Below are 24,056 nucleotides of genomic sequence, written 5' to 3'. Positions count from 1 at the left end.
CAGGTCACCGATGACCAAACCCAGCGACAACTCGCACCCACGCCGCTACGATAAGAAAATAGACCACCACCGACGGTGACAGTCGGGTGAGACCAACGGAAAGGACGACCCGTGACTACTCCCTACGACGCATCCCCCTACCTGCAAGAATCACCCTATCTCAACGAATCTGCGTACCTTCACGGCGAAGCGCCCGAGGGCCTCAGCCCCCTCGTGCGCCTCATCCTGATGCGCCGCTACGGCGTGTACGTCTTCACCGACCTGTACGGCCCCTACTACCGCTCGGACTTCTCGAGCATTAATGAGCGGCACCACTCCGGCGTATTCGACACCGACCTGGGGCGAGTGTCCTTCCTGAGCGATTGCGGTCTGACCCTCAGCGACGAGTCCCTCGCCCAGGCGCTACGTGCCAGCGCCAACGAGTTTGCCCTGTTCGCGACCATCTGGTCCTACGAATACGGGTACCGCCCCGGCCGCGTGTTCCGCCGCGACTTTGATCTGCGCGCCCTGACGCTCAGCGACGAGCAGCGTTACACCGAGCAGATCATGCACTACCTCTCCAACCCGTACTACAACCCGGACGGCACCGAGCGAATCCTTGGCGGCCTGCCCGAGAACTACGTGCCCTACGAGTGGCAGCAGCCGATGAGCCGCTCCAACTTCACCAGCATGGAACGCAACCGCCGACCCCTGCAGATGGTCAGCGGCGTGCAGAACGCCCTGATCATGGCGGGTGCCCTCTACCAGCAGCTGCTCGGTCAGCAGCAGGCGTACAACCAGACCGACCAGCGCGACCTTGTGGCGTTGCGCCGTTTCCTCGCCCAGCATGACGCACTGCCGGCTGCCCGACCGGAGAACACCAGCCGCGAAAACCGCGTGTTCATCGCCGCCTGCCTGCACCCCGAAGACGCTGAGCACTTGCGCACCATGAAGGAGGCGCTCGCCCTCGCCGCCGCCTACTCGCGTCTGCGTTTCAACGGCACGGTGGGGGATCTGAGCCTGAGCACCGCGCCGCGCCTGAAGCTGCGCCGTAGCGAACGCACCCGCATCGCGCACCTGCTCAACCGGGTGCTGGAAGCTGACCCGGTCGGTGCCCGCTACGACAGCGCACCCGCCGCCGAAATGTACAAGCGCCTCGTCAAGGCGGTTCACCCCGGCGACTACCCGTCACTGACCGCGCTGAGCCGCTGGGCTGACGACCTGTACCGCGGCGAGGTGTACAGCTTCGAGTCGCTGGTGGACCGCGCCTACGCAACCCGGGATGCGCAGAACGTGGCACGTCTGCTCTCGACCCGTCCCGGCGTGTTTGCACGCCAGCTGGTGCGCGCCCTGGATGCTTTCGAAGCGCCCCGCTACGGCATTGATACCACGCCGAGCCCCGGCCAGCAGGTCATCTTTGACGCGTTTGCCGCCGTGGCGCCGCGTGTTTCCGCGCCCATTCTGGTCCAGATTCGTAACCTGGTGGCCCTGCAGCGTAATGCGCTCGCGAACCCGCCGAAGGAGCGCCCCGCCAACCCAGTGGCGGTGCAGGAGGACCGGGAGCTCGCCGACTACGCGCGCCGCAACCCGGAGGGCGTCGCGAGGGTTCAGAACATCATGCAGAACGCGGGCATCCCGAACCCGCTGGGCTCGTTCTTCGGGGATAATTCCGGCCCGGAGAACCCGCTGCCTTCTATCCCGGTCGGTTCCGAACCTGCCGCGAGCCAGCGCGAGGAGCGCCGCGCGGCGTCCGCTCAGAAGACTCAGCCTGCCGCCCCGCAGCGCATGAACCTGTCCAAGACCGGTATCGCCACCATGATTCCGGCGCGCGAGTACAGCCCGGTCGTGCTGGACCTGCTGGAGCGCCTGGTCGAGATTGGCCTGTCCGGCCGTCTTGCCGAGACCAGCATCTACCTGCCCGAGCAGGTGGGTGATACGATCATGCCGCTGAACACACGCAGTGCCCGCCCCTCCCTGGACGGTATGGGCCGCTACAACACCTCCACGGTGCACCTGCCGCCCACCGGCGTGATTCGCCTCTTCTGCTTCTGGGATGAGGGCGTGGACATTGACCTGTCGCTGATGATGTTCGACGCCGAAGGCAACTACATGGACAAGATCAGCTACTGGTCGCAGACCGTGAAAAACAGCCAGGGCGCCATTTACGCGCACCACTCCGGCGACATTACGGACGGTACCGGCGGCGCCTGGGAGTACATCGACATTGAGGCTCGCAAGGCGCTCAAGGCGGAGGTGTGCTACCTCGTGCCGGTGGTGCAGCTGTACTCCGGCTTCGGGGAGGCACACACCCTGGCCGCGGTGAACGACCTGCAGGCGGGCTTCATGGTGGTGCCCGCCGTAGGTGTGGGTGAGGTGCATGAGGTGAGCCAGGTGCACACCAAGTTCACCTTGCGCGCTGAGAGCCGCGGTGTGCTGCCGTTCATCGTGGACCTGCAGAACCGCGACCCGTACGACATCCCGGAGGAGACCGACGCCATCGTGAAGGTGACGGATATTGGTCTTGCCCACGGCATTAACGTGTTGCAGTCTGGCGCGAACATCACCGCCGTGCGTGAGCACTTTGACTGGGCGCAGCCCATGACGGTGCGCGAGTACCTGCAGCTGACCGGCGCGAAGCTCACCCCGAGCCCCGAGGAGGCGCAGCAAGTGCTGGAGGCGACGGTTCCGTCGCTGGCGGCACTGTACGTGGGCTTTGAGGCGGATGAATCTTCGGAGGAACAAGAGCCGCAGAATCCTGCCGCTACTGAACAGTAGGCGGGCGTAGCAAGAGTGGAGCCCCGGATAGTCGAAACTATCCGGGGCTCCACTCTTTTGTCATGTCATAACATTTTGGAATCTTCGTTGGATGATGAAGACATGCTGGCTTACTTAGGCGACCGCTTCGAGCTGTTGGCTCACGTACTGGTTCAGGCTCTGGTGAGAAAGCGCTGCCTGCTGAACCAGACGACGATGCAATTGCGGTGAAACACGCAAGTTGAATCGTCCTGAGAAGGAACGCAGAGAGAACGGTTCGGGTGCCTCGCGGCCGTCTTCTTCAAGAATTTCGAGGGTGTCGGCGACGACTTCTCGGATACCTGCGAATGCCTCGGTAGAGGTTGGGGCCAGGTATGAGAGGCTGGGAAATTCGGCGACGGTTCCGACGAATTCCTGGTCGTCTTCAGACCACTCGACGCGGTAGGTGTAGAGCTCCTGGCGGGGGAGAGTATTAGTCATCGTTATTCTCCAGTTTTCGAATGGCTGCTAGAGCCTGCTTGACTTGGTATTTCTTTGCTTTACCAGAGTTTCCCTGTTGAATGTTGACAATAGGGTCACCATGCCAGGGCGTGCTGTAGTAGTGGTGAGATCCGCGGATACGCGGCGCTCCAAAGAAATGGGTGCATACCTTTTGAAGTTGAGTGAAAGTAACGTTTTGAGGGCTGGTAGCCATCTTCGCGACTAAATCTTCAATACTCGGCATACTTTATAGTACCACTTCTGGTACCATTTCGGGCTGGTTTAAAACCATAGAGAAAAGCCCCGAATAGTCGAAACTATCCGGGGCTCCACTCTTTATCTTGGTGCAGTTCAGAACCGAACCTTACGGGCGGTTCTCAGGAGCCAGCGACTCCTCGGTTGCAAAAATCAGGGTCTGCTTCTTACCGCGCGCACCCACCGCCGGGGTTTCCAGCAGCAGCTGAGCGTTCAGATCCTCAGCGTCCAGCTTCGCGCCAGCCAGAAGGCGGCTGGTCGCATCCTGCTTATCCTCACCGGTGATGAGGAAGAACACGTGACGCGAATTATTGATAATCGGCAGGGTCACCGACACGCGCTCAGCCGGCGGCTTCGGCGAATCGGACACCATCACGGTCACAGCCTTACCGCCCTCAACCGGATCCTCCGGCAGGCCGGTACCCAGCAGAACCTGCTTACGGCCCGGGAACAGGGAAGCAATATGACCGTCCGGGCCCATGCCCAGCAGGGTGATGTCAAAGACCGGTGCGGGCCACTGGCCGCCACCGCCACCACCGCAGCCTCCGCCGCCGCATCCACAACCACCTGCGGGCTCAGTAGCCTCAGCGTCAAATTCGTCCAGGGTGGTCTCTTCGATGGACTGCTCGGGTGCAGAAGAACCGCAACCGCCGCCACCGCAACCACAACCGCCGGAGCCGCCGTGCTCGTGACCTGCGCCGCCACCGTGACCGCCAGCCAGCGGCAGTTCGGTTGCGCCCTCAGGCATCTGCACGCTCACAGCCGGTGCGGAACCGGCGTAGTCGCGCATCTCGAAAGCGTAGTGCTCAGCAGCAGCCTCAAGACCGGTGAAAATATCGGACGGACCCATACGGTGCACATTGCCCACAACCAGGCCGTGCGACAGCAGGGGAGCGAGCAGCGCCTCAATAGCCTGACCGTCATTACGTTCGGGGCTACGCTCGGGCACGTAACGCTCATCGGAGAACCAGAAGTGCACGCGGGACCAGTCGATATCCTTCACACGCTCGTTCTCAGCCCACGCCTTCAAGGTAGCGATACCCATCGTGCCGCCGGTCAGCGAAATGTGGGCGATGGTGCGCTCAGAGAGCACGTGCTCAATGATGTCGAGGATGCGGGTCACCGCGTCCGCTGCGAGAGTCTCGCGGGTCGGGTGCGCCACCAGGGTAGGGGTGGATGCGCCCATGTTCTGAATCTTAGGCATCGAAAACCTCCGGGTATTCTTCGAGATCCAGCATGTCTTCAGGCTGGCAGGTATCGTCCACAAGGGTTACAGTGCGCAGCGCCTGCTTCAGCACGTCACCGTAGGTGTCGTCCGGGTCAAGGCGGCGCAACTCCTCAGAGATGCACTCGGCGAGGGTACGCACCGGCAGCGCAATCTGCTGGTCGGGTGCGTACGGGGTGGAGATGGTTGCCACGGAAATGCCGGGGCGGAACATCGTCACGGAACCGTCTTCACGCTCAATGCTGACGCGGTACAGGCCGCGGTTTGCCGCGCCAATGGTGGCGAGGTGTACGGGCGCTTCAAGCTTCCAGCCGAGCCACGTACCGAGCAGCACCACGGACGGGGACTTGCTCGAACCCCACACAACCACGCGGCGTACGGGGGAGGAGGGCATCTGCTCCATGAGCGCTGCCAGCTGGGTGCGCCACAGGGTGAGGCGGGTCCACGCCAGGTCGGTGTCGCCGGCGCGGTACACCTCGGCGAGGTGCTTGAGGGCCTCCTTCGGGTCCTCAGCGCGTGCAGAATCGGTGATACGACGCTGAGCGATACGACCGATGGAGTGCTGTGCTGGGTTCTCCGGAACCGAGTGTGGCCACCAGACCACAATGGGGGAATCAGGCAGCAGCAGACCGGAGATCAGTGCTTCGGTCGGGCGGGATGCGCTACCCCAGCCGCGCAGAACAATCATCTCGGATGCGCCGGTGTCGCCGCCGAGGTGGATTTCTGCATCCAGCTGGTCGGGGTCGAGCGGGTCGTGGGAGATGTGCACAATAATGCGGCTCGGGTGTTCGTGGGAGGCACGAATTGCGGCGCGCATTGCTTCGCGGGAGTGGCCCTTTTCCGCGAGAACAACGAGGGTGAGAACTCGTCCGCTGCTGAGGCTACCGTTGGCGGCAGTCAGGTGGCTCAGTTCCTTGTTGATAGCGGAAACGGTGGTGTTATGCAGGTGCGAGATCACGGGCGCCTCCAAGCGCGGTTGTCACGCTCAAGCATCTCGTGTGCTGAACGCGGACCCCACGAACCGGATTCGTAGGGTTCAGGCTTAATGCGGTTTTCTTCCCAGTACTCTTCGAAGGGGTCGAGGATCTTCCAGGAGAGCTCAACTTCTTCGTGGCGGGGGAACAGCGGCGGCTCGCCGAGCAGAACGTCCAGGATGAGACGCTCGTAGGCTTCGGGGGACTCTTCGGTGAAGGAGTGGCCGTAGCCGAAGTCCATGTTGACGTCGCGGATTTCCATCTGGGTGCCGGGCACCTTCGCGGAGAATCGGATGGTCATGCCTTCATCGGGCTGCACGCGGATGACGATGGCGTTCTGGCCGACCTGCGGGTTTTCACGTTCGCCGAAGAGACGGTCGGAGGACTTCTTCAAGACCACGGCGATTTCGGTGACTCGGCGGCCCAGGCGCTTGCCGGCGCGCAGGTAGAAGGGGGTGCCTTCCCAGCGGCGGTTTGCGATGGACACCTTCAGCGCTGCGAAGGTTTCGGTGCGGGAGTCTGCGGGGATGTCGTTTTCGTCGAAGAAGCCGTTGACGTGCTCGCCGCCCTGGTAGCCTGCGGCGTACTGGCCGAGGGCGAAGGAGTTCGGCAGGTCGTCGATGCGGACTGCTTCGAGGACCTTAGCCTTTTCGGCACGCAGGTGCTTGGCGTCGAGGCTGAGGGGCTCTTCCATGGCGGTGAGGGCGAGCAGCTGCAGCAGGTGGTTCTGGATGACGTCGCGGGCCGCACCCACGCCGTCGTAGTAGCCTGCGCGGGAGCCGATGCCGATGTCTTCTGCCATGGTGATCTGGACGTGGTCAACGTAGTTGGAGTTCCAGAGCGGTTCGAACATCTGGTTGGAGAAACGCATCGCCAGGATGTTCTGAACGGTTTCCTTGCCCAGGTAGTGGTCGATGCGGAACACTGCGTCGGGCGGGAAGACTGCCTCCACGATGGAGTTCAGTTCGCGTGCGCTTTCAAGGTTGTGACCGAAGGGCTTCTCAATGACCACGCGGCGCCAACCGTCGACGGGGTTGACGGTGTCGTTATCGCGGGATGCGAGGTCGTGTTCGGCGAGCTTGGTGAGGACCTGCTCGAATGCCTTCGGGGGGATGGAGAGGTAGAAGGCGTGGTTGCCGTGAGCGCCACGCTCGTCGAGTTCGGCAAGGGTGCTCTTGAGCTGTTCATAGGCTGCGTCGTCGTCAAAGGCACCTACGACGAATCGCATGCCCTGCTGGAACTGGTTCCATACGTCTTCGCGGAAGGGGGTACGGGCGTGTGCTTCAACGGATTCGCGTACGTAGGAGCGGAAATCGTCATCGCTCCAGGGGCGGCGGCCGAAGCCGACAAGGCCGAAGCTCGGGGGGAGCAAACCGCGGTTCATGAGGTCATACACTGCCGGAAGCAGCTTCTTGCGGGCCAGGTCACCGGTTACGCCAAAGAAGACGAGCGCGGACGGCCCCGCAATGCGGGTAATGCGGCGGTCGCGAGTGTCCCTGAGGGGGTTCGCTTCATGACCGTTAGTCACAATATATTCCTTTGATTGCCTTGGTTGGTTCGTGCGGCGCGCGGTTCGTACCTTATTCGCGCGGAGGCGATGCCGCATTCTGGAAGGTGTGTACCCTGTATTGTACCGGTTTTGACGGAATGATATGAGGGGCACCTAACCCGCCGAGATTCCCTGGGGCGACCTGAGTGGTGAAGCTCGGGCGGGAACCCTGGCGAAAATCCCGGCGGATTAGGGTGCGGTGCCGCGGTGCGCATCGGGCGGTGCACACCGACAGCGGTTAGCGCCGCGCTATAGTTCGGCGGCTACGTAGGGTACGGCTACTTGGCCTGCTCGAGTGCCTCGCGGACGGTCTGCAGCAGCTCTTCCCAGGAGACGTCGAACTTGGACAGGCCCTCAACCTCGAGCTTCTCCACGACCTCCGGGTAGGAGACGTAAGCGGAGATAGCGTCCAGAACCTCGTTGGACTCGGAGTAGTTCGGCACGATGGTGTTGCCGGTGATTTCGCCGTGGTCGGCAACAGCGTTCAGGGTTGCCTCGGGCATGGTGTTCACGGTGTTGGGTGCAACCAGGCCGGTCACGTACAGGGTATCGGGCAGTGCGGGGTCCTTCACACCGGTGGATGCCCACAGCGGACGCTGTACGTTCGCGCCGTGTGCCTGCAGGCGTGCCCAACGCTCGGAGGAGAACATTTCCTCGAATACCTCGTAGGCGAGGCGTGCGTTTGCCAGGCCTGCCTTGCCCTTGAGCTGTACAGCGTCGCCGCCGGCAGCTTCGAGGCGCGCATCAATTTCGGTGTCTACGCGGGAGACGAAGAAGGATGCGACGGAGTGGATGGTGGACAGGTCCTTGCCGTTCTCCAGCGCCTGCTCCAGGCCGAGCATGTAGGCGTTGATGACCTCGCGGTAGCGGGTCAGGGAGAAGATCAGAGTCACGTTCACGCTGATGCCAGCAGCCAGGGTTTCTGCGATGGGGCGCAGGCCTTCCTGGGTTGCGGGGATCTTAATCATGACGTTTTCGCGGCCCACGCGCTCGTAGAGTTCACGTGCCATCTTGGCGGTGCCTTCTGCGTCGCGTGCCAGGCGGGGGTCAACCTCGATGGAGACGCGGCCGTCAAAACCGTTGGATGCCTTGTAGACGGGTTCGAACACGTCGCAGGCGTTGCGTACGTCGTCGCAGGTTGCGGCGAACACTGCTTCTTCAACGCTTGCGCCGGCGGCGGCAAGCTCACGCATCTGCTCGGCGTATGCGGCGCCCTTGGAGAGTGCGCCAGCGAAGATGGTGGGGTTGGTGGTCACACCGACGACGTTGTGGGTCTTGATGAGTTCGGCGAGGTTGCCGCTGGTCAGACGCTCACGGGAGAGGTCGTCAAGCCAGATGGAGACACCGGCGTCGGACAGCTTCTGAGTGGACTCAGACATGTGAAAACCTTCGATTCTTTGTCGAGATTGAAATATCGAAATTGAAAATTAGATAACGGTGAAATCTTCTGGGCGGCGGGAGGCTCCGGCTGAGTGGTCAGCCGGAGCCTACCCGTTGCGCCTGCACCCCACCCGTACAGAGGAGCCCGCACAGGAGGGGGGGCGCAGTGTGCGCGGCAGTTACCGCGGCGTTGTTACTGCTTACTTGGCAGCGTCGATGGATTCCTTAGCGGCGGCCACGACAGCCTCCGCGGTGATACCAAATTCGCGGTACAGGGTCTTCGCATCGGCGGATGCACCGAAGTGCTCGATGGACACGGCGCGGCCGGCGGTGCCGAGCAGGTCGTACCAGCTCATTGCCAGGCCAGCCTCGACGGAGACGCGTGCCGCAACCGAGGAGGGCAGGACCGACTCGCGGTACTCTGCGTCCTGCTCAGCGAACCACTCGCGCGAAGGCATGGAAACCACGCGAGCCGCGATGCCCTGCTCTGCGAGGGTTGCGCGAGCCTGAACGGCGAGCTCAACCTCGGAGCCGGTAGCGATCAGGATGACGTCCGGGGTGCCCTCGGTGTCAGCCATGATGTAGCCGCCGCGTGCGGTGCCCTCAGCGGAAGCGAACTTCTCGCCCTCAGCGTCTGCGTGCACGTCTTCACGAGCCCAGACGGGCAGGTTCTGGCGGGAGAGCACGAGGCCTGCGGGGCGGTCGGACTTCTCCAGGATGGTGCGCCATGCGACGGCGGTTTCGTTAGCGTCCGCGGGGCGAACCACGTCGAAGCCGGGGATAGCGCGCAGGGAGGAGAGGTGCTCAATCGGCTGGTGGGTGGGGCCGTCCTCGCCCACGCCGATGGAGTCGTGGGTCCACACGTACAGTGCGGGAACGCCCATCAGTGCGGAAAGGCGAACAGCCGGGCGCTGGTAGTCGGAGAACACGAAGAAGGTGCCCGAGAACGCGCGGGTCGGGGAGGAAAGCACAATACCGTTCACGATAGCTGCGGCAGCCTGCTCGCGAATACCGAAGTGCAGAACGCGACCGTAGGGGTTGCCGGTCCAGTCTTCGGTGCTGCGCGATGCCGGGTTGAAGGAATCCGCCCCCTTGATGGTGGTCAGGTTCGAGCCGGCGAGGTCAGCGGAGCCGCCCCACAGTTCGGGGAAGGTCTCAGCGATAGCGTTGATGACGGTGCCGGATGCCGCGCGGGTTGCCACGGAGGTGCCAGCCTCGAACACGGGGAAGGCAGCCTTGTAGTCTGCGGGCAGTTCGCCTGCGACGAGGCGCTTGTACAGTTCGGCGCGCTCGGGGTTAGCCTTAGCCCATGCCTCGAACTTTTCGTCCCATGCCTTGTGCGCTGCGGCGCCGCGCTCGACAAGCTGGCGGGTGTGCGCCAGGACGTTCTCCTCGATGAAGAAGCTCTTGGCGGGGTCGAAGCCGAGCAGTTCCTTGGTTGCGGCGACCTCTTCAGCACCGAGCTTGGAACCGTGCACTGCGCCGGTGTTCTGCTTGGTGGGGGCGGGGTAGCCGATGATGGTGCGCAGCTCAATGAAGGAAGGCTTGTCGGTGACAGCCTTCGCGCGCTCAATAGCGGCGTACAGTTCTGCGACGTCCTCAACGTAGTCGCCGGTGCGGGTCCAGTCCACGCGCTGAACATCCCAACCGTAGGACTCGTAGCGCTTTGCTACGTCCTCGGTGAAGGCAACGTCGGTGTCTTCCTCAATGGAGATGTGGTTGCGGTCCCAGACGACAATCAGGTTGCCGAGCTCCTGGTGACCTGCGAGCGCGCACGCCTCGGCGGTCACGCCCTCCTGCACGTCACCCTCGGAGGCGATGACGTAGACGTGGTGGTCGAAGGGGGAGGTGCCCGGGGCAGCCTCGGGGTCGAACATGCCGCGCATACGACGCTGTGCGTAGGCGAAGCCAACGGCGGATGCCAGACCCTGGCCGAGCGGGCCGGTGGTGATTTCTACGCCCTTGGTGTGCTTGTATTCGGGGTGGCCGGGGGTGAGGGCACCCCAGGTGCGCAGGGCTTCCAGGTCGCTCATTTCGAGGCCGTAGCCGCCGAGGAACAGCTGAGTGTACAGGGTGAGGGAGGTGTGGCCGGGGGACAGGATGAAGCGGTCGCGGCCTTCCCAGCGGTCGTCGGCCGGGTCCTGGTTCATGACCTTCTGGAACAGCAGGTAGGCGACCGGGGCCAGGCTCATCGCGGTGCCGGGGTGGCCGGAGCCGACCTTCTCCACGGCGTCGGCGGCAAGGATGCGGGCGGTGTCAACGGCTCGCTGATCGGTTTCTGTCCACTGGAGGTTTTCTGCCACGTGGGGTGTCCTTTCACAACGTGAGTGGATGCGCCAGCAGGCGTGTGCTAGCGCGCTGTTCATCGGGTGTAACGTGCCTTCGGGGGCGCTTATTCCCGCGCCGGTAGGTACCCGGGTAGGTGCCTTGGTAAGTACCCGGTAGGTGCGGGGAGCCTGGAGGTTTGTTTCGACCCTTTCGTTTTAACAGGATAGTTCACTGGGCGGAAGTATCCGGTGTGTGAATGCAGACATTCACAGGGTGATACGGGGCTGAGATGGAGAAAAAAGCGACGCTACAACGCGGGCTCCGCGGATTTCGCGGTGCACGTTTGAGCTGTGTTTCTGAGCTATGCGCTGAATATTGTTCAGTAACGTAACAATTTTTGTGTAAGTGGTGAAGCTCATGTTAAGGTTGAGCAGGAAGGTTGTAGACCGAAACAGTGGTTGGGTCGGTCTGCATCTCGGTGATTGAAGCCCCTCCTCCGCGTAAGAACCGTTGATTATCTTACTGTGGTGGTGAGATAAAAGGTTCTGGAGGAGGGTGCTTTCTTTTAGTCTCGGACCGTGCACTTTGTGCGTGGTTGAGACTAAAGGTTTGTGTTATATGTATGGGCGCCGGATATGATCGGAACATATCCGGCGCCCGTCTTTTAATTTGCGATGAGAAGAAGCTCTGTCTGCTCTTGCACTGTCTGCGCTTGCACTGTCTGTATTTGTGCTGCCTCTAGTCGGACCACTTGAACTTACGTGAGGCAACAAACCCAATGACCACGGTCCACACAATGAGGACCCAGTGCGGGTCGGCAAGCCACTGATGCTGAATGAAGTTACCGCGCAACGCATCACCCAGAGCCGCCGAGGGCGACCACGCCACAATTCCGGCGTACCAGTCGGGGAAGGACTTCAACGGGAACACCACGCCGCCGGCACCGGCAAGAATGACCCAGGCAATATTCACGATGGCGAGGGTCGCCTCCGCGCGCACCGTACCGGCAATGAGCAGGCCCAGCGCCGTAAATGCGCCAGCACCCATGATCATCGTGATGATGGAGCGCGAGACGGCGATAGCGTCCGGGCGCCACCCCAGGCCGTACCCCAGAACCGCCACCAGGGTGAACTGAATCGCCACGACCACCAGCACCGCAATGCACTTGCCCATAATCAGGCCGTTACGGCCCAGGGGAGTGGTCGCCAGGAACCGCAGCACGCCGTAGCGGCGATCAAAACCGGTGGCAATGCCCTGGCCGGACAGCGCCGTAGAAATCACGCAGAGCGCCAGAACGCCGGGGACCGCCGCATCCATGCGGGAGACCCCCACCGAGTTTGCGTATTCATCGATCAGACCGGTGAAGCGCAGGGCAATGAGCGCCATGACGGGGAAAATAATGTTGAGCATCAGCTGTTCGCCGTTGCGTAGCATCGCCATGGTTTCGTAGCGGCCCTGCTCAATCACGCGCACGAGCGGGTAGTTCGCGCGCGGGGGAATGTACTCCTCATCTTCATCAATAGAAGAGACCTTGGGGCGGGTGTTCGCGGCACGTTCTTCCATTCGGATCCCCTCTGCGCGGTTCTCTTCTACCGGATTTTCTGCAGCCCGGTTGTTCTCGGTGCGTGCGGTGTTGCTCATCGGATATCACGTCCTGAAATGTCGAGGAAGACATCCTCAAGAGTCTTCGGTTCCATGGTGAGAGAAATCGGCATGAGGTAGCGCTCGGCGAGAGCGGAGGTGAACGCCGCCAGGTGCTCGGGACGCAGTGCGCCGACCAGCTCATACTCGCCGGGTACGGAGGGCGCACCGTCACGAGTCGGGGTGTAGGGCACCTTCTCGATGAGCTCCACACCGGCACGCAGATGCGCGGGCAGCAGTTGCTCACGGGTGGGGGTGGGTGCATCCAGTGTGTACTGCAGGCGGTTCGTGCCGTCGCTGGCGATGAGCTCGGAGACGGTGCCTTCCTGAACCGTGGTGCCGTTTTCAATGATGTAGACGTAGTCGGCGAGCTTCTGCGCGTCGTCAATCAGGTGCGTGGTGAGCACGATTGCGGTGCCGAGTTCACGCTGTTCACGAATGATGTCGAAGACGACGTTGCGGGATTGCGGATCCAGGCCTGCGGAAGGCTCGTCGAGGAAGAGCACGTCCGGGCGGCCGATGAGGGCGGCGGCGAGGGAGACACGCTGCTTCTGACCACCCGAGAGGCGGCGAATCGTGGTGCCGTTGAAAGCATCAATGCCGAGGCGTTCTGCAAGCTCTTCGACCGGGTACGGGTCGGTGTACATGGTCGAGATGTGCTCGAGTAGCGGAATGGGGTGCATGGCGTTGGGCAGGCCGCCGTCCTGGAGCATAATGCCGACCTTGGCGCGCAGCTCCGGGTCCGCCTGTAGCGGGTTTTCTCCGAGCAGGCGCACGGTACCACGGGTGGGCTTGAGCAGACCCTGGGCGCAGGCGAGGGTCGTGGTTTTGCCGGCACCGTTAGCTCCGAGCAGGACGACCACCTCACCGGGGAAGACGCGCAGGTTGACCTTGTTGACGGCGCGGTAGAGCCCGCTGGCGGTGAGCCGTTCGGGGTACTTGGCGCGGAAGGCGCGTGAGGGTTTGAACTCTTTGATGAGGTCTTTAATGCTGAGCGCCGGTTCTTCGGTGATGATGCGTCGTCGTGCGGTGGGGGAGGCGCTGGGCTCCGTGTGGTGCTCAGCGTGTGCCGTTGGCGTGGCGGATGTACGCCCGGGATGGTCCTGCTGGCCCGCGGTGGTGGTCTCCATAGACAGTCACTTTCGATTTTTTCGATGAATGAGCGTGTGTGCCCCCTTCATCTTATGCCCTAACTCACGTTTAAGGCACACTTGTTACGACTTAAAAGTTCACCCTAAGGTAGAAAAGTTAGCAAGTAGGGGTACCTAACTAGCCAAAGAAAAACTAATTAGGACATACTTTATTTGTGTATTCCGTGAATAAGACCCCTCAGCGCGTCTCAACGAACGAGGCGCAGACCCGAAACGGCACCCGAACCGCCGCCTCGGGCTCTACTGGTGCTTCCAGTACAAAGTCCTCCGCGGCACGCACATCCAAGCGCAAAGCCGAGGCAGAAGAACGCACCAGGGACCGCGTCCTGCGTGAAGTCCTCAACAACGGCCCCGTATCCGCAGCAACCCTCGGTGAACTCCTCAGCCTCACCCCCGCAGCGGTACGCCGCCACCTCGACGCCCTCGAATCCAACAACATGATCGAGGTCGCGCCCATCAAAAAGCACGGCGCCGGAGCCGGACGACCCGCCCGCCGCTACGTGATCGCCCCCCAGGGCCACGAACGCCTCGGCAACGACTACCTCATCATCGCCCGAGAAGCCCTGCAAATGCTCCGCGACACGGTCGGCCAGGAAGCCCTCGAAGCTTTCGCCTCCGCCCGCGCCGCAGAAATGGAAGCCCGCTACCGACCCGTCGTAGAAGCCGCCGGTGACGATGTGGCAGCCCGAGCGCAGGCGCTCGCAGAGGCAATGAGCAAGGACGGTTTCGTGGCGACCGCGCAGGTCACCGCTCCTCCTGCAGGACGAACGGTTCCCGAGCATTTCCTGGCAAGTATTCAGCTCTGTCAGGGTCACTGCCCGGTACGCGACCTCGCTGGAGACTTCCAAGTGTTCTGCGAGCAGGAAACCGGGATTATTTCTGACCTGCTCGGCGTTGATGTCCGTAGGCTTTCAACCATGGCTTCGGGTGCTCACGTGTGTACCACGCACGTGCCCCTGAACCGTGTCACCGCCGAGAGTGAGAAGAACGCAGAAGAATCCGCAGGGAAACCTTCGGAGGAACCTTCCGCGTAACAATCACCGCAGTACCCAGCGGCACACCCCGATGAACCCGTCAAGGGTACGAGCCGCACGCTGAAATCCGCCCGCAACCACGCGGTGTACACCGCAAGCACACTGCGTACACCGCATCACGCATCGTGGTTGAGCGCGGCATCAGCCCCTTCAACTACCGCGCCTGCAACCGGCAGGTGGCGGCAAGAAATGTAATAACCATCGAAGAAAGGCCGTAATGACTGAGAAAGTTGGGCAGAACGCCAACGACACCGTCATTTCAGAGATCCTGGAGATGAACCCCGAACTCGAGGGCATTGGCAACTACGAGTACGGTTGGGCAGACTCCGACGAAGCAGGCCAGGTAGCAAAGCGCGGCCTGGACGAGGACGTCGTGCGCGACATCTCTGCGAAGAAGAACGAACCCCAGTGGATGCTGGATATGCGTCTGAAGGCGCTGAAGTTCTTCGAGCGTAAGCCCATGCCCACCTGGGGTGCGGATCTTTCCGAAATCGACTTCGACAACATCAAGTACTTCGTGCGTTCGACCGAGGGCCAGGCGGCTTCTTGGGAGGAACTGCCCGAGGACATCCGCACCACCTACGAGCGCCTGGGTATTCCCGAGGCGGAGCGTAACTCCCTCGTCGCGGGTGTGGCTGCACAGTACGAGTCTGAGGTCGTGTACCACCAGATCCGTGAGGACCTGGAGAAGCAGGGCGTGATCTTCGTCGACACCGACACCGGTCTGCGCGAATACCCCGAACTGTTCAAGGAATACTTCGGCTCCATCATTCCGATTGGTGACAACAAGTTCTCCGCACTGAACACCGCCGTATGGTCCGGTGGCTCCTTCGTGTACGTTCCCCCGGGAGTTCACGTGGAGATCCCGCTGCAGGCGTACTTCCGCATTAACACCGAGAACATGGGCCAGTTCGAACGCACCCTGATCATCGCGGACGAAGGCTCCTACGTTCACTACATTGAGGGCTGCACCGCCCCCATCTACAAGTCCGACTCCCTGCACTCCGCAGTGGTTGAGATTGTGCTGAAGAAGAACGCACGCGTTCGCTACACCACCATCCAGAACTGGTCGAACAACGTCTACAACCTGGTGACCAAGCGTGCGGTTGCGCACGAGGGCGCCACCATGGAATGGGTGGACGGCAACATCGGCTCCAAGGTCACCCAGAAGTACCCGGCTGTTTACATGGTCGGCGAGCACGCTAAGGGTGAGACCCTGTCCATCGCATTCGCGGGTGAGGGTCAGCACCAGGACACCGGCTCGAAGATGGTTCACATTGCACCGAACACCTCCTCGACCATTGTGTCCAAGTCCGTGGCACGTAACGGTGGCCGTAGCGCATACCGCGGCCTGGTTCAGGTTCGTGAGGGCGCTAAGCACTCCAAGTCCTCCGTGGTCTGTGACGCACTGCTGGTGGACACCATCTCCCGCTCCGACACCTACCCCTACGTGGATGTCCGCGAGGACGATGTAACCATGGGTCACGAGGCGACCGTTTCCCGCGTCTCCGAGGACCAGCTGTTCTACCTGATGCAGCGCGGCCTGAGCGAAGAAGAAGCAATGGCGATGATCGTCCGCGGCTTCGTTGAGCCTATCGCCCGCGAGCTGCCGATGGAGTACGCACTCGAACTGAACCGCCTGATCGAACTTCAGATGGAAGGATCTGTGGGCTAATGCCGACCAACGAAGAAACCCTGGGTTACCACTCCCCGATCATCCCCGGCATGGACCAGGAGGGCGAGAAGCTCGCCACCGAGTTCGCCCACGATGACACCCTGATGCGCGCCACCGAGGCACACCACCAGGGCTCCAACCCGAACAACGTCCAGAAGGTACTCGAAGCATCCCGTGCAGAGCGTAAGACCTCCTACAACGTGGAAGACTTCGCACCCCTGACCGGTCGTGAAGAGGACTGGCGCTTCACCCCGCTGAAGCGTCTGGGCGGCCTGCACCTGGAGAAGCTGACCGGCACCGCACCGGCACCGAAGATCACTGCACCCGAGCAGGTTCAGGTTGAGACTGTCTCTCGCGAGGATGCACGCATCGGCTCCGCAGGTATCCCCGAGGACCGTGTGGCAGCGAACGCGTGGTCCAGCTTCACCGAAGCAACCGTGGTGACCATCCCCGCCGAAGCTGAACTGGCTGAGCACGTGGAAATCGACATCACCGGCACTGGCAACGAGGCTGCCGCACAGCACATCGTGATTGAGGCTAAGCCCTTCTCGAAGGCTGTCGTGGTTCTGCGCCACACCGGCTCCACCGTCCTGGCACAGAACGTTGAGTTCGTGGTGAACGACGAGGCTGAGCTGAACGTTGTTTCCGTGCAGCAGTGGGCTGACGACGCGATCCACACCTCCGCACACTACGCTAAGCTGGGCCGCAATGCACGCTTCAAGCACGTTGTGGTGTCCCTCGGCGGCGACCTGGTGCGCGTGACCCCCTCCACCAAGTTCACCGCTCCCGGCGCTGAGACTGAAATGTACGGCCTGTACTTCGTAGACGCAGGTCAGCACATTGAGTCCCGCCTGTTCGTGGACCACTCCGTACCCAACTGCAAGTCCCGCGTGACCTACAAGGGCGCGCTGCAGGGTAAGGGTGCGCACTCCGTATGGGTTGGTGACGTTCTGATTGGTAAGGATGCAGAAGGCACCGACACCTACGAGCTGAACCGTAACCTGCTGTTGGAAGTTGGCCCCCGCGCCGACTCCGTGCCGAACCTGGAGATTGAGACCGGCCTGATTGAGGGCGCCGGCCACGCATCCACCACCGGCCAGCTCGATGAGCAGCACCTGTGGTACCTGCAGGCTCGCGGTATTCCGGAGGCTGAGGCACGCCGTCTGGTCGTGCGCGGCTTCCTGAACGAGATCATTCAGCAGATTCGTGTTCCCGAACTTGAAGAGCAGCTCACCGAGGCCCTTGAGGCAGAGCTCGCCCTCAGCAACAACTAAGCTTTACCAGGAGAAATCAATGTCTACTCTTGAAATCAAGGACCTTCACGTCTCGGTTATCCTCGACGACGAAACCACCAAGCCCATCCTGAAGGGCGTTAACCTGACCATCAACTCGGGCGAGATTCACGCAATCATGGGCCCGAACGGTTCCGGTAAGTCCACTCTGGCTTCCACCATTGCTGGCCACCCCAAGTACCAGGTTGATTCCGGTCAGATCCTGCTCGACGGTGAGGACATCACCGAGATGAGCGTGGACGAGCGTGCACGCGCAGGCCTGTTCCTGGCTATGCAGTACCCGGTTGAGATCCCCGGTGTGACCATGTCCAACTTCCTGCGTTCCGCTAAGACCGCTGTGGACGGCAAGGCTCCCTCCCTGCGTACCTGGACTAAGGACGTTAAGGAAGCCATGAAGAACCTGGAGATTGACCCCGCGTTCATCGCACGTAACGTGAACGAGGGCTTCTCCGGTGGTGAGAAGAAGCGCCACGAGATCCTTCAGCTGGAGCTGCTCAAGCCCAAGTTCGGCATCCTGGACGAGACCGACTCCGGTCTGGACGTTGACGCACTGAAGATCGTGTCTGAGGGCGTTAACCGTGCGCACGACGAGAACGACATGGGCGTCATGCTGATTACCCACTACACCCGCATCCTGCGCTACATCAAGCCGCAGTTCGTGCACGTGTTCGTGGACGGCAAGATGGTTGACCAGGGCGGCCCCGAGCTGGCTGACCGCCTGGAAGAAGAGGGCTACGTAGCTTACGTAGGTAAGAAGTAAGCTTCTTCCCTGACCGGATTCTGACAGAAAGATAGAACTATGACTGAGACTGTGCAGGGTCGTGTTCCTCAGGAAGAGATTGAGGAAGCCCTCAAGGAGGTCATTGACCCGGAGCTCGGCGTCAATATTGTTGACCTCGGTCTGCTCTACGGTCTGCGCTGGGATGAGGATGGAACCCTCATTCTGGACCTGACTCTGACCACTGCGGCGTGCCCGCTGCAGGAGGTTATTGAGGAGCAGGTTCAGAGCAACCTGGATAACCTGGTTGATTCTTGGCGTGTGAACTGGGTTTGGATGCCGCCGTGGGGCCCGGAGCGTATTACTGAGGACGGCCGCGATATGATGCGCGCGCTGGGCTTCAACATCTAAGCTCCTGACTCGCAGATAAGGTACCCGCCCGGTGCCGAAGGTGTATGCCTTCGGCACCGGGTGGGTATTTTTCTGCGCTTCAAATGAGGTGATTGTGTGGTATTAATCCCAGATTAAAAATTAATTTTTGATGATATGGGATACATTTTGCTAAAGCAATGAGGACGCTTTGACTTTGGGGGGGGCGAGTATATTTCCTTGTGAATCATACACTCACATCACATTAGGCTCTCATGCAATGGTTGCTTGAGGATGCCGAAAGGAAATCATGGCACAAAAGATTATTGCCGCTGACGGTTCTGTCTACGTTAAGAAGAAGCCTTTTTATCTCCGTTGGTGGTTTATCACTCTCGTTATTCTTGTTCTTCTTGGTGGTTGCGCTTCGATGATGGGCGGCGGCTCTAAGAGCTCCACCACGGTAAGCGCTCCCTCATCTTCTGCCGCTGCTGACTCAGCTGCCACGGATGCTCCTGCCGCTGCAGCAGACTCCTCTGCGGCAGAGTCTAATGCAAAGCAGAGCGATAGTGTACCGAGTGAGTACAAGTCGGCATTGAAGAAGGCCGAATCGTACTCGCGCACCATGCACATGTCCAAGCAGCGTATCTACGACCAGCTCACCAGCGAATTCGAAAAGTTCTCTCCTGAGGCTGCTCAGTACGCTGTAGACAATATGAAGGCTGACTGGAACGCGAATGCCCTGGAGAGCGCAAAGAGCTACCAGAAGACTATGAACATGTCTCCTGAAGCAATCCGCTCTCAGTTGACTTCTTCTTTTGAAGGTTTCACTGAGGAAGAAGCTGATTACGCAGTCTCTCACCTGAACTAATTCAATAGATGATTCATAGAAGCCGCCCGGCATGGAACACATTCCATACCGGGCGGCTTCTATATTGTCAGCTTTGAACCTAGTCGTTCAGGTGCAGCAGCTTCAGCGAGTGCTCGTACTTAATCATGAGGCAGGTACGAGTCGGTTCCTCCAGAAGAGCCAAACGCTGCGGGTCAGTATTATCCGCAATATCGGCAAGCTTCACCAGACGAGCCAAATCATTCACACGCACCCGGCTCAGATACGACTCACGCGACTCACCCGGGCGGCGGGTCAAAGCCTCAATCGCATCCACAATACGCGCCGAGAAATGACGCGCCAAGAAAGCGAGAGAAACGCCGGTATCCTCCACCGTGTCATGCAGCAGCGCCACGATCTGCGCTTCAGCCTTCAGCTCCTCCAAAGAGATATCAGGGTGAGTTGCGGCAGCCAACTCACTAGCAAGCTTACGCACCCCAAGAGCCACACGGCGAGGGTGGGAGATATAGGGCCAGCCGTTACGGTCAGTCTGCCCCTCATGCGCCTTATCAGCAATGCTGTCTGCCAGGCGAACCATCTCTTTGTAGTAGTTATTCGACATGAGAACCTCCGTTGGTTTGAACTCCTGCGAGTTGATGGTCCCAGCGGCGTTTTCCGTACCAACGCGGCACGGGTGGTAGCTGGTACCAACACTTTACTCCAGCAGCTACGCGGCAGTGACGGAACTCGCCCGAAAAACCCCTAATACGTCAAATATGACGCGCCGAAGAAGAAAAGAGGGTGTTTTTCCTTCTGAAATTGTGGGTTTGGTGCCCTTTCTGCCGTGTATCTGCGGTTGGTAACAGACATTCAGGAGGCGCCCGCCCCTCCGCGAAAGTGTCCGCCGAACCCTTTGGTACCGCCCGGTGTAACTCGCCCAAAATCTCATATGGTGGCGAAAAATTTCTAACTTTTTCTAGCGAAAATCGGCGTGCAAACCGCCCAACACTAAGGCAGTTTAAGCGTGTTTAGCACACACCGATACACACTCATCAAACGAAAAAATCGCCTGCCCTCTGTGCCCCGCCAAAACCTTCAAAAACCCGTATTTTTGCGCGAAAATACGCGATAAACTGGGGGCAACCAAACATCGGAGAACACCATGGCAGAGCTCTATGAGCGCTTCGTCGCCTTGTATCCCTACCCACACGAGCGAATCCGCCACGGCGCCCCACGAGCCGAACTTAACCGGCGATACCTCGAACACCTTTACGAGGGCAAGAACCGGGGAACAACCCCCATCGTGGTTGCCCTCGACCCGACCCTGCTCGGAACCATTGAGAATAACGTCTCCCTGCGTACTTCAACGCCCGTGCAGAACATCACCGCTGACACCGTCGAGCGGTATGCACACGACCTCATCACCGACCATCACTATTACCTGGATCAAGTCGGTGTAGAAGTTGCCGCGCACGAGGCGTTCCGGCACCTGAACGAGAGCACCTACCTGCAGACCTACCGCCTCCTCATGGAAAACGGCGAACTCGGTGAAGACGATATCGCTATGCCGCTGAAAGCGGAGTACCCCTTCGAACTGACCGCGGGCATCATCAATGAGAAGGTCAAAGCCACCGACATTGACAGCGCCGCGGAACTGCTCATCATGGACCTGCCGCTGTGGGATGCTTCCGGGGTGTTCGCATACCTGCCTTTCGGTGGGTGGGACTCCAGCCCCAGCCCCGAGGCGATGCTGTCCATTGCCCGCTACTGGTTTGAACGCGATGACGCCTACCCGGCTGTTATTGCCTCGGACTTTATCGAGTTCTACACGCCTGTACCGGTCACGACCCGCCGCGACGCAGAGATCCTGGCGGTTGAGCATACGATGGTTTCCTCGGCGATGCCGGTGCGTGTCTACCGCGGCTTCGACAAGCTTGTGGAGGCGCTCTACGGCCAGCACGACTGGTACCTGTGGTGGGAGCAGCTCCCGGCAGCGCTCCTCATTGAAACGCCCTAAACCAGCCTAAGCTAGGCGAGGCACAGCGAAGGGGCGGGGTGAACCTGCACGGTTCGCCCCGCCCCTCTCGCGTATCTGCGCTATTTCAGCTCGTCCACGTGTCGTGCCCGCAAAGCACGAGCGGTCGCCGTCGCGTAATCAACCGCCTGCACCACCCACGGAATCAGCAACCGCCAATACATGCGCTTGGGCAGATTACGCGCCACCGCCGCCCTGCGCAACGCACCCCAACGGTCCATGAGCGCCGGAATCGACCGGACCATCAACGCAATCAGCAGACCCAGACGCTCGGGAGAAAGACCCACGAAACGCAGCGGCGAACACAGCTTCACAAAGCCGTCAATCAGAACCGGCAGGGGAGTGCTCACCAACAGGGTACGGGAAGCGTAGAAAGCCGTCAGCATGGTCGCGATAGCATCCGCGCCGGAGGCGTACTGCCCCGTAAACACATAGTAGGCGACCATGATCAGTAGCAGCAGAGACAGCGTGCGAACCACCAGCCACAGCTGGGAAGCAGGCACACCGGCCCACAACGCGCAGAGCGTGGATGCGACCAAAGCCACCAGCGCCACCTGCCAGCCGGTCACCGCCAACAGCAGGAACAGCCCAAAGAAGAGCGTGCCCTTGAGCCACAGCGGCGCCCGATGCACCGGCGTGTTCAACGGCTGGTAGAAACCCACCAGCAGGGTACCGGGGTTGAAATCCGAGCCCTGGGAGGCGGGACGAGGGTTCACGCGCGGCGTGTTAGCGCCCATGCACGCCTCCTGACGAATCCAGGCCTTCGGTAGCGCCCTCGTTGGGGAACCCCTCGGCACACCACGTGCGGTACTGTTGCACCAGCTGCGCCGCGTCCCCCTGAGCGAGCAAACGGCCGTCATGAATGATCACGGCTTCATCGCAGGATGCCGCCAAATCCAGGTCGTGCGTGCTGAGCACCAGCATCTGATCCAGCGACTCCAAATGCTTCAGTAGCCGCGCGCGATTGCGCAAATCCAGTAGGGTAGTCGGCTCATCGAGCAGAAGAATCTGCGGGCGCGCCGCCAGCACGCTGGTGAGAGCGACCAGCTGCTTTTCGCCTCCTGAGAGGGTGAAAACGCTCTGGTCCTCCAGACGTTCGAGGCCGCGTTCACGGAGCAGCTCACGAATCCGTTCGCGGCGCTGATCATCGCTGAGGGCACTACCTTCAACGGCAGCGGCACGGCGCAGGCTCAGGTCAATATCCTCGGCAACGGTGGGCATAATCAGCTGCGCCTCCGGCTGGGCGAAGAGCATGCCCACACCCTCAAAAGCGCCCTGCGAATTACCGCGAGCACCCGCACCCTTCGAGCTGCGGCTCGGCGCCTCCAGGGTGTCGACACCGTTCACGCGCACAATACCTTCATCCGGGTGGGTGAGCCCATTGAAAAGCCCCAGTAGGGTGGACTTGCCGCTACCGTTCAGACCGAGCACCGCGGTGCGCTTCGCCGTGAACCGCAGGCTCACATCCTTGAGGATACGGCGATGCCCGCCTTCGGGCAGCTCGGTGAAAACACTCACCGATTCAAGCTCAAGGGCGGGCATGCTGGTAGAGGCGCTCACCGCCTGTTCGCCCTGTACCTGCTGTGGTGCAGGCTGGCGCGTGGAGCGGCGAAAAAACATAGCTATCCTCTCGTGCGGCACATTGTGTGCCTTTAACGCTGGGTAGAAGCCAGGGACGGGAAGGCGCGGCGTACCGACAAACCAACCAGAACCGCGATCGTGGACTTCACCAAATCCCAGGGAACGAATACCATTGCCGCACTGAATGCGGCGTCAAAAGTCATGTGGGCGTTCACCATCATACCGGCGATACCGCAGGCGGTCAGAACAACAAAACCGCAGAAGTTCGCAAGCAGAGCCATGAGGAAGGTCGCACCCACCGAACGGGTGTTGCGGGTGAACAGGTAGGCGAGGGTACCGGCAATAGCGGCGAAGGGCAAGAAGCCGAGCAGGTAGCCGGCACTCGGGGAGGCGAGCGTACCCAGGCCGGCGCCGCCCTTAGCGAAGATGGGCAGGCCCGCGAAACCAACCAGCAGGTACAGTGCCACGGAGGCGGTGGCGCGCTTGCCGCCGAGCACCTGAGCGGTGATGTAAATGCCGAGGGTCTGGAAGGTGAAGGGAACCGCAACGCCACCCAAGCTGACGGCGGGCATGATGGCGAGCGCGGCGATGAAGCCCGCGAACACTGCGATGAGGGAGAGGTCGGTGGCGAGCGAGGTCTTTGCCGCTACGTTACGGCGCGGTGCCTGGGATGCCGGGGTTGCCTGGGCTGATTCGCGCACGGAATCGGTCATTGGGGTGGTGCTCCTTTGGTACGTATTTCTCCGCAGATTTTTCTGCGGAGTTGAGGGTAGCGGTGGTTGAGTGCTTGTCACAACCCAATTTTGAACAATGTTCTATAAATAGTGTCCGGTATGTATCGTACACCTCACGCCACAAAAACAAAAGGTG

At 60.9% G+C, this 24,056-nt stretch carries 21 protein-coding genes; 8 read left to right on the top strand and 13 right to left on the bottom strand.

Annotation, left to right across the window (positions count from 1 at the left end; translation table 11 throughout):
* The first annotated feature begins 111 nt into the window (after positions 1-111).
* Positions 112-2,754 (top strand): hypothetical protein, encoded by a 2,643-nt coding sequence (locus LPB405_RS00525; RefSeq protein ID WP_219101490.1) that lies wholly within the window; start codon positions 112-114, stop codon positions 2,752-2,754.
* 114 nt (positions 2,755-2,868) lie between these two features.
* On the opposite strand, the gene LPB405_RS00520 is transcribed toward LPB405_RS00525, so the two are convergent.
* From LPB405_RS00520 to LPB405_RS00480, 9 genes are all read right to left on the bottom strand, one after another.
* Complete coding sequence (locus LPB405_RS00520; RefSeq protein ID WP_070635253.1) at positions 2,869-3,213, bottom strand: type II toxin-antitoxin system HicB family antitoxin; 345 nt, start codon at positions 3,211-3,213, stop codon at positions 2,869-2,871.
* Positions 3,206-3,457, bottom strand: a complete 252-nt coding sequence (locus LPB405_RS00515) for a toxin HicA (protein WP_083309920.1) — start codon at positions 3,455-3,457, stop codon at positions 3,206-3,208. Before LPB405_RS00515 ends, LPB405_RS00520 begins: the two co-directional genes overlap by 8 nt.
* A 120-nt stretch (positions 3,458-3,577) precedes the next feature.
* A complete protein-coding gene (locus tag LPB405_RS00510; RefSeq protein ID WP_219101488.1) occupies positions 3,578-4,672 on the bottom strand; it encodes a 6-phosphogluconolactonase in 1,095 nt (364 codons plus the stop codon).
* Positions 4,665-5,651, bottom strand: a complete 987-nt coding sequence (locus LPB405_RS00505) for a glucose-6-phosphate dehydrogenase assembly protein OpcA (RefSeq protein WP_049349677.1) — start codon at positions 5,649-5,651, stop codon at positions 4,665-4,667. Before LPB405_RS00505 ends, LPB405_RS00510 begins: the two co-directional genes overlap by 8 nt.
* Positions 5,648-7,195, bottom strand: a complete 1,548-nt coding sequence (zwf, locus tag LPB405_RS00500) for a glucose-6-phosphate dehydrogenase (RefSeq protein ID WP_219101486.1) — start codon at positions 7,193-7,195, stop codon at positions 5,648-5,650. The genes LPB405_RS00505 and zwf overlap by 4 nt, the downstream gene beginning before the upstream one ends.
* A gap of 299 nt (positions 7,196-7,494) precedes the next feature.
* A complete protein-coding gene (gene tal, locus LPB405_RS00495) occupies positions 7,495-8,595 on the bottom strand; it encodes a transaldolase (RefSeq protein WP_049354616.1) in 1,101 nt (366 codons plus the stop codon).
* A gap of 201 nt (positions 8,596-8,796) precedes the next feature.
* Positions 8,797-10,899, bottom strand: a complete 2,103-nt coding sequence (gene tkt, locus LPB405_RS00490; RefSeq protein WP_219101484.1) for a transketolase — start codon at positions 10,897-10,899, stop codon at positions 8,797-8,799.
* Positions 10,900-11,602: 703 nt separating this feature from the next.
* Entirely contained in the window at positions 11,603-12,505 is a 903-nt protein-coding gene (locus tag LPB405_RS00485) for an ABC transporter permease (protein ID WP_012903578.1), read from the bottom strand.
* Positions 12,502-13,635 carry an ABC transporter ATP-binding protein gene (locus LPB405_RS00480; protein ID WP_219101482.1) on the bottom strand — a complete coding sequence of 378 codons (1,134 nt, stop codon included), beginning with the start codon at positions 13,633-13,635 and terminating at the stop codon, positions 12,502-12,504. The genes LPB405_RS00485 and LPB405_RS00480 overlap by 4 nt, the downstream gene beginning before the upstream one ends.
* Before the next feature lie 176 nt (positions 13,636-13,811).
* Between LPB405_RS00480 and LPB405_RS00475 the strand changes: the two genes are divergently transcribed.
* The 6 genes from LPB405_RS00475 (at position 13,812) to LPB405_RS00450 (ending at position 19,612) form a co-directional block, all read left to right on the top strand.
* On the top strand, positions 13,812-14,690 hold the full coding sequence (locus LPB405_RS00475; protein ID WP_219101480.1) for a helix-turn-helix transcriptional regulator: 879 nt from the start codon (positions 13,812-13,814) through the stop codon (positions 14,688-14,690).
* Between the two features lie 217 nt (positions 14,691-14,907).
* Positions 14,908-16,365, top strand: a complete 1,458-nt coding sequence (sufB, locus tag LPB405_RS00470) for a Fe-S cluster assembly protein SufB (RefSeq protein WP_060824821.1) — start codon at positions 14,908-14,910, stop codon at positions 16,363-16,365.
* Positions 16,365-17,639, top strand: coding sequence for a Fe-S cluster assembly protein SufD (sufD, locus tag LPB405_RS00465; protein WP_005506109.1), 1,275 nt, complete (start codon positions 16,365-16,367; stop codon positions 17,637-17,639). Before sufB ends, sufD begins: the two co-directional genes overlap by 1 nt.
* Positions 17,640-17,658: 19 nt before the next feature.
* Positions 17,659-18,417 carry a Fe-S cluster assembly ATPase SufC gene (gene sufC, locus LPB405_RS00460; protein WP_005506105.1) on the top strand — a complete coding sequence of 253 codons (759 nt, stop codon included), beginning with the start codon at positions 17,659-17,661 and terminating at the stop codon, positions 18,415-18,417.
* Positions 18,418-18,456: 39 nt separating this feature from the next.
* Positions 18,457-18,786, top strand: coding sequence for a metal-sulfur cluster assembly factor (locus LPB405_RS00455; protein WP_005506103.1), 330 nt, complete (start codon positions 18,457-18,459; stop codon positions 18,784-18,786).
* Between the two features lie 268 nt (positions 18,787-19,054).
* Complete coding sequence (locus LPB405_RS00450; RefSeq protein WP_219101478.1) at positions 19,055-19,612, top strand: Ltp family lipoprotein; 558 nt, start codon at positions 19,055-19,057, stop codon at positions 19,610-19,612.
* 79 nt (positions 19,613-19,691) lie between these two features.
* Here LPB405_RS00450 and LPB405_RS00445 read toward each other — a convergent pair whose 3' ends face one another.
* Positions 19,692-20,192 carry an HD domain-containing protein gene (locus LPB405_RS00445; protein ID WP_060824817.1) on the bottom strand — a complete coding sequence of 167 codons (501 nt, stop codon included), beginning with the start codon at positions 20,190-20,192 and terminating at the stop codon, positions 19,692-19,694.
* Between the two features lie 540 nt (positions 20,193-20,732).
* Here LPB405_RS00445 and LPB405_RS00440 point away from each other — a divergent pair.
* A complete protein-coding gene (locus LPB405_RS00440; RefSeq protein WP_219101476.1) occupies positions 20,733-21,587 on the top strand; it encodes a DUF4253 domain-containing protein in 855 nt (284 codons plus the stop codon).
* A gap of 80 nt (positions 21,588-21,667) precedes the next feature.
* On the opposite strand, the gene LPB405_RS00435 is transcribed toward LPB405_RS00440, so the two are convergent.
* From LPB405_RS00435 to LPB405_RS00425, 3 genes are read right to left on the bottom strand one after another with little or no spacing between them, the layout of a single operon-like run.
* Positions 21,668-22,342, bottom strand: coding sequence for an energy-coupling factor transporter transmembrane protein EcfT (locus LPB405_RS00435; protein ID WP_219101474.1), 675 nt, complete (start codon positions 22,340-22,342; stop codon positions 21,668-21,670).
* The gene (locus LPB405_RS00430) at positions 22,332-23,225 is read right to left on the bottom strand and encodes an energy-coupling factor ABC transporter ATP-binding protein (protein WP_219101471.1); all 894 of its coding nucleotides are present in this window, start codon (positions 23,223-23,225) and stop codon (positions 22,332-22,334) included. The genes LPB405_RS00435 and LPB405_RS00430 overlap by 11 nt, the downstream gene beginning before the upstream one ends.
* Before the next feature lie 32 nt (positions 23,226-23,257).
* Positions 23,258-23,899: a biotin transporter BioY gene (locus LPB405_RS00425; RefSeq protein ID WP_219101467.1), complete on the bottom strand. Its 642-nt coding sequence runs from the start codon at positions 23,897-23,899 to the stop codon at positions 23,258-23,260.
* Positions 23,900-24,056 lie beyond the last annotated feature (157 nt).

This window comes from Rothia mucilaginosa, assembly GCF_019334805.1.
GTDB classification, from domain to species: Bacteria; Actinomycetota; Actinomycetes; order Actinomycetales; family Micrococcaceae; genus Rothia; species Rothia mucilaginosa_C.
This window is presented reverse-complemented; position numbering and strand designations above follow the sequence as displayed.